The organism is Winogradskyella eckloniae (assembly GCF_013249045.1).
In the GTDB taxonomy this organism is placed as follows: domain Bacteria; phylum Bacteroidota; class Bacteroidia; order Flavobacteriales; family Flavobacteriaceae; genus Winogradskyella; species Winogradskyella eckloniae.
Genome location: NZ_JABRWP010000004.1, coordinates 417,613 through 430,221 on the forward strand (window position 1 = coordinate 417,613; position 12,609 = coordinate 430,221).

Genomic DNA, 12,609 nt, shown 5'->3' on the forward strand with positions numbered 1-12,609 from the left:
GTTATTGAATTTACTCAATAATTGCTTCATAAATTAAACGTTGTATTTCTGTTCTAATGTTTTCTCTTAGCAATAAATTTTTACCAGCTTGCGGATATGTTCTATTTGCTAAAAAAATGTAAACAATTTCTTCTTCAGGATCTGCCCATGCATATGTTCCTGTAAAGCCAGAATGTCCAAAACTTGTCATAGACAAACAACCACATGTTGGCCCTTCTTCACCTAATTGTGGCTTATCAAAACCAACACCTCTTCTATTATTTCTATCACAATAATAACAGTAGTTAAACTTGTCTACAGTTTCATTTTTAAAATAGCGCTTTCCGCCATAAAAGCCTTTTTGCAGATACATTTGCATAATTTTTGCAACATCATTAGCATTACTAAAAACACCAGCGTGACCTCCTACTCCATTTTGCATTGCTGCTCCCATATCATGCACATAACCATGCACCTTTTTATACCTGTAATAGTTATCTATTTCAGTAGGAACGATATCTTTTAAACTAAATTTTTTACGAGGATTATAAGTCGTTCTATTTGCTCCTAAAGATTTATAAAAACGGTCTTGTGTAATGTCACTCAAAGGCTTGTCATAAAACCCTTCTAAATAATCTTTAAGTATGTAATACGGCAAATCACTATAGCGATAACGCAAAGAAGACAGTAACTCACTTTCTCTAATTATTTTCTGAATAGAATCTTGATAATCGTTACGCATAAAAAGTGTATTTGTAACTTCTACACTAAAGTCCTTACTTTTTGTTTTTCTATAATACTTAGGATCTGGTTTCTTGGTAACCGTATCTAAAGTTGCATAGTAAAAAGGTATCCAAGGCTTTAGTTGTGCATAATGAGACAACATTTTCTTTAAAGTAACATTCTTTTTATTTGTATTTCTATATTCTGGAATTAAAGTACTCAATTTATTATCTAGAGATATAGATCCTTTTTCTTCTAGTTCCATGAGTACAGGTAAGGTCGCTAATATTTTTGTTAGCGATGCAACATCATAGATATCATCACTATCTACCTTATTTTTTTTAGAATACGTGTGATAGCCAAAATTTTTATTGTAAACGACTTTCCCTTTTCGTGCTACTATTAATTGTATGCCAGGCGTCATTTTTCCGTTAATAGCATGGTTAGCGACAGAATCTATTCTATTTAATAAGTTAGAATCCATCCCAACGCGTTCTGGTAATCCATAACTCAAATTTAAAAGTGAATTATAAGTTTCTCCTGTTCCTACGGGAAAAAACGCACCAGTACTAACTGGTAATTTCCCTTTAGCAGGAAGCGCACCAAAAAGAAGTTGTGCCGATTTTTGTTGTGCAATTTCACTATTTTGATAGCTCATCACTATACCTTCAATATTCTCAATGGACAACAAATCATTTAACGCATATGGACGTGCAAACACATCTAAAATAACAGTATTGGTTCTGGCAATTTCATATAGCCACGCCATTTCTTTTTGAGAAAACTTATAGCCTTTCCATGGATTTGCATTCGATTTATGAAACCCAACTACTACTGTATTATAATTTTGAAGTTTAGAAATAACCTCATGAAGTTGTTCGCCTTTAATCTCGTGTACTTTAGTGTATTTTTTAAGCGCATCTAAAAAAACAGAACCATCATCAGACCCAAGTGATACGTAGGCAATTTTCTTAGTTTCTAAATCCCTTAATGGCAATAAATCATTAGAGTTCTTAACTACAGTAATTGCATTTTCCAAGAGTTCTTCATAAAGTGCATCGTCCTTTATTCTATTTAAATCTTTCTTTAGGTTATAAATACCAATAGGCGAATAATTGTGAAGTCCTACTTTATATTTAGCCATTAATATTTTTTTCACAGAATGTGATAAGCGCTCTTCTGTGATGACACCAATATTAAATGCTTCTACAAGTTTGGCAATGCCTTTTGCTGGATCTTCGGACATGAGCATAACGTCATTTCCGGCTAAAAATGCCATTAAATCAATTTCTCCGCCTTTAATCAAACTCTTTATTCTAGTACCATCGACTCCTTTTTCCACGTAGTTTGCTGCACCTTTCATTGTTAAGGCGTCTGTAAATATTAAACCATTAAAGCCTAATTGATTTTTTAAAATATCGGTAACAATATGTTTAGATAAAGACGATGGAAAACCTTGTCTTTTCTCTAAACTAGGCACATTTAAATGTGCAACCATTACACTTGCTAATCCTTGTTTAATGAGCTTTTTATAAGGATACAACTCTATAGAATCAATTCGCTTAGCACTAAAATTTATTGTTGGTAATTCTAAATGCGAATCTTTTTCTGTATCACCATGACCCGGAAAATGTTTGGCATTAGCTAAAGTACCTGCACTCTGCATGCCTTTCATAAAGGCTAAACCTTTTTCTGTTACATTGTCTCTGTCTTCTCCAAATGAGCGATTCCCAATAATAGGATTATTAGGATTTGTATTAATATCTACAGCTGGTGCAAAATTAAAATGTACACCTAATCGTTTACAATGTTCTCCGATTTGCTTTCCGGTTTGCTCTACTAATTTATTATCAGATATTGCACCCAACGTCATATTCCAAGGAAATGCATACGTAGAATCTAAGCGCATACTTAAACCCCATTCTGCATCCATACCAATAAGTAATGGAATTTTTGAAGCCGCTTGTAATTCATTATTCAATTTTGCTTGTCTTACTGGTCCACCATTAGAATAAATTAATCCACCTATATGTTGGTTTTTAATTAAACTAGCAATACCGTTTTCATGTGTTTTTCCTTTATTAGAAAAAACCTGAACCATGAATAACTGTCCTACTCGTTCTTTTAATGACATGGCATTATAAATACTGTCTACCCATTGCTTTTGTTGAACAGCGTCTTTTGTTTGAAGAGGATTATTGAAAAGGTCTTGTGCAAAATTAATTTGAAAACACAAGCATATAAGTATAAGGGCAAAATAACGCATTGGCAAATTTTTTCGTTTAATATTTAGATAACGAATATTGTGCCAAATTAGCATATTTTAAAGGAAGAATAAAGTCTTTAAGATACTTTTATAAACTAGATAATTAACAATTCTATTTCGTCGTTACGAAAGCAAATCAATATGGCGATCATGGTAACCTAACAAATATAAAACACCATCTAGGCCAATACTAGAAATAGAACTTTGTGCATTATCTTTTACTTTTGGTTTGGCATGAAATGCAATACCTAAACCAGCTAAATTGAGCATTTGTAAGTCATTAGCACCATCACCAACTGCGATAGTTTGAGCGATATCTATTTGTAATTCATCTGCAAGTAACTGTAGATATTCTGCCTTTTTACTCCCATCTACAATATCACCAATATAACCACCAGTTAATGCACCATCTTTAATTTCTAATTGATTAGCAAACACATAATCAATATCTAGTTTTTTCTGTAAGTAATGCCCAAAGTATGTAAAACCACCAGATAAAATCGCCGTTTTATAACCATAATTATGCAAGGTGTCAATCAAGCGTTTTGCACCTTTAGTTATTGGCAAACGCTCTGCAACTTCTTGTAAAACGGACTCACTCAACCCTTCTAAAAGTTTCATTCGTCTTTTAAAACTTTCATTAAAATCTATTTCTCCTTGCATGGCAGATTCAGTAATGGCCTTAACTTCATTACCAACACCAGCTAATTCTGCTAGTTCATCAATAACTTCAGTTTGAATTAAGGTAGAATCCATATCAAAACAAACCAAACGTCTGTTTCGTCTAAACATAGAATCCTCTTGAAATGCAATATCTACATCTAATTCTTTAGAGATTTCCATGAATTTTGATGTAAACTCCGTTTTATCATTAATTTTTCCTCTAATAGAAAGTTGAATTGACGCTCTAGGATAGTCTTCTTTTTTAACCAATGACAATCGACCGGTTAATCGTTTTATAGAATCTATATTTAAATTCTTTTCTGAAATGACCTTAGTGACTTCCGAGATTTGTTCTGCAGCTAATTTTTCTCCCAAAATAGTAACGATGTAGCGATCTTTACCTTGAAGACTTACCCAATTTTCGTAATCTTCTAGTGAAATTGGCTTAAACTTCGCTTTAATACCTAATTCATAAGCTTTAAAAAGTAAATCTTTGAGAACTGCAGCAGATTTTTTACCTGATTTTATTTCAAACATAATACCTAAGGATAAGGTATCATGTATATTGGCCTGACCAATATCTAAAACTTTGGCATCATATTCAGCCAGAACACTTGTAAGTGATGATGTTAAACCTGGTTTATCTTGTCCTGAAATATTTAATAAAAAAATGTCTGTAGCCACTTCGTAAAATTTGTTGTTGGTTGATTGTCACCGTAAAAATGACCAATCTATTTTAAATATGAAAGTTTTTTGGATGAAGTGTTATTTAATAAATCGGTTATGCCAACTCTCACTTGCTGGCACCTCCCAATTTTCATTAAACTCAGCGATGTTTGTTACTAAATTATTAAATACTATAGTGTTTTTGGATACGGCTTTTTGTTGTGCCATTTTTTTAAAATCAACCAATGGTTTATAGGCAATAAACTCACCTTGTTTATATGAGACATTCATTTTATCCATTAAATCAACATTGTATTGTTGTTCTAACTGTTGAATAAAATTTACGGAAGCATCAATAGAACACCCTGTTGCACTATTTTGACTTTGATCCATTGCGATAACAATGAAACGTTTATACACTATTTTGTAACCGGCTTTTAAATCCTTACCATGGGCTGTCCATGCTTCAATGAATGTATCTAATTGTGATTTAAGCTGTATTTGCTCATCATCCGAAAACGAACGGTTAGCTTGGTAAATCCAAACGCGAGATTCTTCTGGTAATGTGTTAAAATCGACTAACATAAAATGATTTAATTTCTAATGACAAAAATACAATTTTACATCCAATATCAATACTGTGATTCTACCTTAAATAATGGAAAATTATAAGTGGATAACGCTTCCCTTTTTAGATCGTAAAGGAATTTAACCCATTGCAAAAAGCAAATTGTCTTATGATGTCAATTTTGCTATAAAAATTATTCAAAGTTACTTGATGTTTAACTGAGCTCTTTCTTGTGCTTTAATTGATTCTATTTCTTTATGAATTCTTAATTGTTGTCATTTTAGACTACTTAGCCTTGAGCTACGTTGTGTATGATTTCGTTGCGTGTTAAAGCACTAAAGTTAGTAGATAAATCGTCCGCTAGGACTTTCGTTGGCAGGCACTAACTAGCCATAAATTAAATACACTGCGTCGTACGTTTTTATTCCACTTTTATTGAAAAATCATCTACAAAGAGTTCTATATTTCCCGCTGTAGGATTCGCTGTTGCTCCAATTTGTACACGTTCGTAAAAGGTAGGTTCTTGCAAAGTGAAATCAATACCTTGATTTAGAAAGGCATCTGTAAAAACTTGTGCATTTGGCATATTCATTCCTGCTTCGTTGATGACTTCAGTTCCATTAATAATTAATCGATTAAGTCCATTTTCATTATCTGACAGTATCATTTCCCATTGAACTGAAACCCATTGATTTCTTGGAAATGCAAAATCTGTTTGCTGTATTGTTGTTCCGGATATTTTTCCTCTTTCAATTGAGAGATAATCATTTCCACCAGACATCATTAATCTAACGCCTGGACATTGGTTTTCAGAACCATAATTATCGCCAACGTTTGGGTCCCAACAAGAACAGCATTCTAAATCAAGTAGTAATAAATTTTCGATAGATTCAGTACCAACTATAAAAAAGTTAGCTTTTATTGTAACCTTATCGCCTGAAACTATGTTTAGTCCATTTTTCTCAATATCTACTTTAGATAAGTCAGAATCTGATTGATAAGCAACAACACGAAGTGCGTTTTCTCCTTCGTTAAATTCAGTAGTTGAAATTGAAATTTCGTTCGTTGCGTTTGTTGGGTCAGTTTGTTGAATTGTTGACCATCGATTTCCATTAGAAGGAAACAATTCGTCCAATAAGTCATTTTGTGTTTCAAATCCATCTTCGAACAAGAAACTTTCCTCTACATGCTCTTCTGGATTATTTTGGTCTTTGTCGCAACCTATAAAAATGAAAGTGATGATTGCAAAAATTATAAATTGATGTCTTTTCATAGACTTTTAACGTTCAAATTATTGTCTTGTTGTAGTGGTTTCCTCTAATGTGCTTCAACGTATTTGTGTTTGAATAGTGACGTATTTATAACACTAATGAGAAAATCTGTGACAATTTTAATAAGTAGTTTAGAATCTAGTAATTAATTAAAATTGGTAATACCTGTAGTTTTTATAATTCTTCAGCATCAATTCCTTTTGCCTTAAGTTCATTAATAACTTTCGGATTTGTATTAAACAATCTCATCTTTTTCAAGTTAGGAAAGTGTTTTACATCTTCATATGATTCTATATCAAAAGTATCATCTTCTCCACTCCATTGTGGTGCAACATTCATATAGATGTTATTTCCTCCGTATTGATAGATTTCAGTTATTTGTTCAGCAAATATTTTATCAATCTCTAATTCTTTGAAATATTCTACAACTTCTGGTATTGGTTCGTAAACACCCTCTATCACACTATATCCTTTAATTTCATTTATTTCTAAAAATTCGTAAACATTAAATTTAGGTATCAACAGTTCTTTTGTATACATCAGTTCTTCAATGATAGCAAGTTTGAAGTTGAAATTCTTAAACTCGATTTTTTCTCCCGATATTTTTTTGAATTTATACTTGTTTGAGTTTTTCTTATTAGAATTTTTCTTTGGTTTAGGAGTAGGTTTATCTATACAAATATTCCAAATATGTTTATTTTCTACTTGTTTCGTTAAACTGGCAGTAACTTCAATTTCTCCTAATTTTATCGTTTTGAATAAATAATCATCTACAGTAATAATAAAAGCTTCATCAATCTTACTTCCATTTATGGTTAGTTCTCCTTGAAACGTTTTTTCTGGCGAGTTCTTGTATCCATCTTGTTGAGATAACCGAACATTTAATTCAATAACTTCATTTTTTTTATTGTAATGGACTGAAATTCCTAAATTATCCCAAACACATTTTGAAGATTTTATATAATCTGTTTGTTTATTCAAATTCGCTTCCCAAATCCGTTCTGGTTTTCCAAACATCTGCTCTAATATGGACAAAGAAAAAGGGAAGTCAAATTGTTGTTGATTAATCGAAATTCCGTTTTGAGAAATATCAATTTTTATCTGATTTTCATTTTCTCTGCTTTTTCCAAAAAGTTTATCAAATAGCCTCATTTTTTTCTGTATTTCATTTTGTGATGGTGTCTCTTGCACACAACGTGTTTACTAAATAAGTTGGATTTTTCATCAACTAAATTAGCAAACAAATCACAGATATAAAATTCTAGTGGAATTTTCGTAAGTCGGCAGTGACCAAGCAATTAATTATAGACAGTGTTGGGTGTAGTTTTTATTATTCGGTTATTCTCCTTTTCAAATCCATTCGTTCGTGTAAAATTCTCGTGATTTCGATTGGATTCACTTCTGATTTGCGATAGAATATTACGTGTCGATTTGCTTTTAGTCCGAAAAGGTCAGATTTAATTCCGTCATAACTTTTTCCAAGTTCTGGATTGTCAGCAATGTCTTGGCAAATATCCAGAAGCATATCGTAATATCTGTCGGCTTGATTTTCAGACCAATTTTCAACTGTATATTCCCAAATTCCATTTAAGTCAGCTACAGCCTTATTGGTCAATTGGTATTTAGCCATTCTGTCTGCGATTAGCTTTTAATTCCTCAAGATTTTTTTTAGGGTCGAAATCGTGAGCAATTCCGCTATCTATTCCTTCTTGAATAGCATTTCTTAACGCAATAACTTTACTTTCTTCATTTTCCAATAATCGAAGTCCAGCTCTTATTACTTCACTTACGTTTTTGTAACGTCCAGTAGAAACCTGGGTTTGTACAAACTGGTCAAAATAATTTCCGAGAGATATTGATGTATTTTTCATTCCGTTTTAATTTTAATGAAATATACCAATTTTTGGTAAAATAATCAAATTTGTAGATTTTTGCTCAAATTACACGCAACGGTTAGTATAAGAATAGTAGCGGATTTCAAGGCACAAGCCTCTTAAATTAGCACTAATCTTTTAACCAAAGTATTAACTTTAATTTTAGCACAAAACCGCTATTGCTTTTATACATTGTTCGCAGTAGTTTTTATCTTTTCATTTCTACTTCCATTATTCCTTGTCCGTTTTCTCCTAAATATTTTAACAAAACTTCTTGAAAAGCACCAGTTCCATTGTCGCTATTAGTAAATATTATAAGACCTTGTTTTGTCTTTGGTATCATAAAAGCAATTGTATGTACTCCTATATCGTCTCCTCCGTGAACCATTGCAAAATCCTTATTTGAATTAATATTTTCGTCAATCCACCAACCTAAACCAAAATGTTTAAAATCGTTTATTCTAACTTGATCAGATACAATTTCTTTAGATATTTTTTTGGATAGACCAGCTCCATTGACTAGATAATTTATGAATGTTGTATAGTCTTCAATAGTTGTTAATAAATCGTCTGCACCATTTGCAGTATTATTTTTTAAGATAGGATATAATTCTCCTCCTTTTTCTGTATGCCATTTTGCAAACCTAGATTCATATTGTTCTTTCCAAACAAAATTAGTATTAAACATTTTAAGAGGCTTAAAGATTAATTCGTGTGCCAATTGTTGTATACTTTTATTGAATTTATTTTCCAATACCTTTCTTAAGTATTCAAATCCTTCTCCTGAATATTGATATTTCGTTCCTGGCTCAAATTCGAAACTTAATTTACCATTTTCATTATTTCCTCTCCAATTAGAAAATCCTGTTTGATGGCTTAAAATAATTCTTGCTGATAGTTTTTTTGCTCTTGGGTCATTAATTATGTCTGGATCAATATAATATTTATATAAAGCTTCATCTAAACTTAATTTACCTGAATCAATTAGTTTTAAAGCTACTAAAGCAGTAATTGGTTTAGTTAATGAAGCAACATTCCAAATCGTGTTTTTGGGTGCTGTTTTTCCTTTTTCTAATTCGCCAAAAACACTAATTTGTTTAATCTTTCCATCTTCAATATATCCAATTCCTAATGCAGGAATGCTCTTTTGCTCAAGCCATCTTTCTGTTTCTTCTTTGTCGCTAAATAATAATTTGTTGTCAATCGGTTTGTCAACATCTTTGTGGTTATAACTTAAACCTTTGCTTAATTTCCAATTTCCATTTTCAAGAATCCATAAGTGAGTAAATTTTGCTACACTTGTTAAGTATTCTTCTTTGTTTTTTTCGATAGCATAAAAACTATGTATTCCCGTTTCTATGGCCCCATACAAAGCACCATTTTTCTTTAGTGGGTATATCTCTAACGATTTTTTATCTAAAACTCTTTTAGGTTTATAACCTAATTTACATAGTCCATTTTCTATTCCAAGAATAAATTCAGATTTTGAATTTGTAATTCCTGATTGGTCGTGATAAAATTCAAAATCAGGACTCACTAATTTTTTAAATTGTGTGATGTCACAATTATTAAAACCAATATTAAAAAGAAGGCTGTCTTTTTCTTTTATTGTATTATATAGTTCAGTTGTTTTATCAACTTGGGCAGTTGATACCATAGAAATTAGCAATAGAGTAATTAGTGCGAAATATTTTTTCATTGTTTGATTTTTATTTCAAGCTAATCTCCGAATTAAACATCAGCATAGGTTCTAAAAGAGCCCGACAAATACCTGACAATAGATTGTCGGGTTTATATCAAGCTGAAATTCAGCGCAATATGAAGCTTGTTGTTTTTCTCTAATTCTATAGTGTTTCTAATAATAATATATAGGTTTGTTATTATTAATCCAAGAACACCTAATGGAACAATTTCGTTATTTACCGAAAACCAGTTGCCTAAAATATTAATAAGAAACATAATGACTGGAAATGTTAATGTCCATATTATCTGAATAGACACAATTTGTTTTGTTATAGCATTGAACTCCTTCTTCCAATACATAATCATTAGTGGCATTATTATACTTCCTAAGGGAATTATCATTAATAGTGTTGATGATAAATTAATGTATTTAATGAGCTGTTTATTGATTTTTTTTGAATCTTCTTTATCTTTTAATAAGTCTTCTTTATTTACTCCTAAAGCTTTAGACAAAGCATCTAATGTATACCCTTTAGGTTGTATCCCAGACTCAATCCTTTGTATAGTTCTTACAGATACGCCAGACTTTTCAGCTAACTTTTCTTGAGTTAAGTTCAGTTTTTCTCTGAATTCTAAAAGTAGTGACATTTGTTAAATTTTGTTGCGTTAAGTTATTGAATGGATGGGAATTATTTTTAATTACTGCCAACGGTCTCGGCTATGATTAGTACGGGAATTAAAAGTAATAAACTTTCGATTAAGCACTTAGCCAAAACTTTTTATTTTGTTTTATCTTTTTTGTTCTAAAGCCAAATCAAAAGATTTGGCGGACTTAGTTTAAAAGCTCTAAGCTTTGAGTTAAGCACCAAAACCCGTATTAATTATAGCCATTGTTGGCGGTAGTACTTTGCATTATTCTGTCTGTCTGACTTCGTGCTTATATATTCTACAATTCTATTTTCTAATATGGCTTCTATCTGTCTTGTGTCTGTCTTCTTTTTTAAACTAATGCAAATTCTATTTATTCTTTTTGATTCAATCAATGGCTTTAATTGTTCCAATGTAAGATTAGAATTTATTAGGACTAATTCTTCAATGCAACTATTTTTTAACGAGCTAACATCTTTCAAATTCTTTAAATTGATAAATGATACGTGTTTTAATTTTTTAAGATTTGAAAAGTCTGGAAGCTTAATTATTTGAGCTTGGTCTTCAATTTTTAGCCATTCTAAATCAGTAAGTTTAGAAATTGAATTTATATCCGATAATTTTCTTACTCTTAATAATTCAAGTCTCTTGATTTTTTTAAGATATTTTACAAATTCAATATTTTCCCCACTTCCGAATCCAATGTATAAATCATTTAGCATTGGTAAGTCCGAAACAAATTCTAATTGATTTGCTTTAAACCCGGTAAATGAAGCTGTTTCTAAATTTTTGAGATTTGATAGTTCAGTAATGTCTTTTGAATTTCTAGCAATGCTTAGATTTTTTAATTCGACTAGCTTACTGATTGGCTTTAACGAAACTTTTTTATTCTCAAACTCTCCAATATTCAACCAGTTTAAAGATGTTTTTAAGAAATCTAAATTTGTTGTTTTAGGTAGATATAAAGATAGTCCTTTCAGATTTGATAACTCTTTAATAAATTCTAGGTTATAATTTATTTCTTTGTCCCAAACTGGTCCATATGCACCTCCAAGATAAGAAATCTCAATTCCATCTATATTTTTTAATTTTAAAGTCGAATTGAGTTTTATTAATTCTTTTTCGTTTAAGTTAGGTTGTATTTTTAGAATTGTTTTCATTTTGTGGTATTGCCGCCAACATGTTTGTGTATAGCTTATTTACGTGGTTTAGCGACTAAGTTAACAAACATTTACGAACCCGTGAAAATTCCGCCAGAATATTCGTAAGTAGGCTAGAAATAGCAATTAATTATACACAGTGTTGCCAGCAGTAATTTTATTTTTCTTTGTCTATTATATCTAATTCATAATAGTATTCCTTACCGCAAGCACATTCCTCAATCAGTTCAGGTTCATAGAAATTCACGAAATTTTTTACTGCTAAAATGGCTCTTGGAAAATCAAATTTTATCAATTTTCTATAAGTTTCTTTGTATTGAGTATTTGTTGAATCCTTAATCGGCTTGAGGTGAATTATTTCGTTCCTCAATTCAATTACTTTTCGTACTCTAAAGTTATCTCGCTTAAATGCTTGTTTGAATTTTTTCTCTTTAATTGTCGGTAAAACAGTGTCTATTTTATGAAATATAGAAACTTCATATTCCTCGCCATCATCATTAATAAAATAATTCTTTGGAATTTGCCTATTAGCAAAACTTTCTATGGTAGATTGTAAGTTAATTAAGCAGTTAATTGCGAATTGAAAAAATGTTCCAAATATTTTAGGGTCAACTTTTTTATGTAACTCCTTTAGGTTTGGGGAATCTTTTAATAAAATCTCTTTTGACTTTACAAGGTTTCGATGAAACATTACAGCATTTGAATAAAATATTGTAGTAGGATTTAATTCGGGAATAATAATCTTATTTTTTACATCCAAAAAGTCAAAAGCATAAATAACAGAATCTTCAAATTCTAATAGCATATCCATTCCGTACTCGTCGGACAATTTTTTCGATTTAAAATAATTTCTCGAAAATTGTTTGCTTTCTTCTGGAATTTCAATGTCTTTTACAGCATCACTCATATCAAAATTCTTTGAAATTTTTTTAGTGGGTTTTAACTTAATGTGAGTAAAATGCATTCTGTTAGTTGGTTTTTATGTCTAGTCCTGAAATATGGCTACAGGTTAAAAATTGATTTACGCTGTTTTTAAATATACCATATTTGGTGTTTTATAATCTAAAGATACATGTAATCTTATTTGGTTGTATAGATTGATTGCACT

Annotated in this window: 11 protein-coding genes; all 11 read right to left on the reverse strand. The window is 30.9% G+C overall.

The window, feature by feature from the left end:
* Positions 1-10 precede the first annotated feature (10 nt).
* The 11 genes from HNV08_RS09480 to HNV08_RS09530 all read right to left on the reverse strand — a co-directional run bounded on the left by HNV08_RS09480 (position 11) and on the right by HNV08_RS09530 (position 12,408).
* On the reverse strand, positions 11-2,968 hold the full coding sequence (locus tag HNV08_RS09480) for a glycoside hydrolase family 3 N-terminal domain-containing protein (RefSeq protein WP_173281062.1): 2,958 nt from the start codon (positions 2,966-2,968) through the stop codon (positions 11-13).
* A 123-nt stretch (positions 2,969-3,091) separates the two neighbouring features.
* Positions 3,092-4,315 (reverse strand): phosphoserine phosphatase SerB, encoded by a 1,224-nt coding sequence (gene serB, locus HNV08_RS09485; RefSeq protein ID WP_173281063.1) that lies wholly within the window; start codon positions 4,313-4,315, stop codon positions 3,092-3,094.
* A gap of 81 nt (positions 4,316-4,396) precedes the next feature.
* On the reverse strand, positions 4,397-4,882 hold the full coding sequence (locus HNV08_RS09490) for an ABC transporter ATPase (protein WP_173281064.1): 486 nt from the start codon (positions 4,880-4,882) through the stop codon (positions 4,397-4,399).
* Between the two features lie 404 nt (positions 4,883-5,286).
* A complete protein-coding gene (locus tag HNV08_RS09495) occupies positions 5,287-6,138 on the reverse strand; it encodes a hypothetical protein (protein ID WP_173281065.1) in 852 nt (283 codons plus the stop codon).
* A gap of 172 nt (positions 6,139-6,310) precedes the next feature.
* Positions 6,311-7,327 carry a DUF6892 domain-containing protein gene (locus tag HNV08_RS09500; RefSeq protein WP_173281066.1) on the reverse strand — a complete coding sequence of 339 codons (1,017 nt, stop codon included), beginning with the start codon at positions 7,325-7,327 and terminating at the stop codon, positions 6,311-6,313.
* Positions 7,328-7,466: 139 nt separating this feature from the next.
* Positions 7,467-7,766: a type II toxin-antitoxin system RelE/ParE family toxin gene (locus HNV08_RS09505; RefSeq protein ID WP_173281067.1), complete on the reverse strand. Its 300-nt coding sequence runs from the start codon at positions 7,764-7,766 to the stop codon at positions 7,467-7,469.
* Entirely contained in the window at positions 7,759-8,007 is a 249-nt protein-coding gene (locus tag HNV08_RS09510; RefSeq protein ID WP_173281068.1) for a type II toxin-antitoxin system ParD family antitoxin, read from the reverse strand. Before HNV08_RS09510 ends, HNV08_RS09505 begins: the two co-directional genes overlap by 8 nt.
* 211 nt (positions 8,008-8,218) lie before the next feature.
* Complete coding sequence (locus tag HNV08_RS09515; RefSeq protein ID WP_173281069.1) at positions 8,219-9,709, reverse strand: serine hydrolase; 1,491 nt, start codon at positions 9,707-9,709, stop codon at positions 8,219-8,221.
* 92 nt (positions 9,710-9,801) lie between these two features.
* Positions 9,802-10,341 carry a helix-turn-helix domain-containing protein gene (locus HNV08_RS09520; protein ID WP_173281070.1) on the reverse strand — a complete coding sequence of 180 codons (540 nt, stop codon included), beginning with the start codon at positions 10,339-10,341 and terminating at the stop codon, positions 9,802-9,804.
* A 233-nt stretch (positions 10,342-10,574) separates the two neighbouring features.
* On the reverse strand, positions 10,575-11,501 hold the full coding sequence (locus HNV08_RS09525; RefSeq protein WP_173281071.1) for a hypothetical protein: 927 nt from the start codon (positions 11,499-11,501) through the stop codon (positions 10,575-10,577).
* A gap of 157 nt (positions 11,502-11,658) precedes the next feature.
* Positions 11,659-12,408: a hypothetical protein gene (locus HNV08_RS09530; RefSeq protein WP_173281072.1), complete on the reverse strand. Its 750-nt coding sequence runs from the start codon at positions 12,406-12,408 to the stop codon at positions 11,659-11,661.
* Between the last annotated feature and the right edge of the window lie 201 nt (positions 12,409-12,609).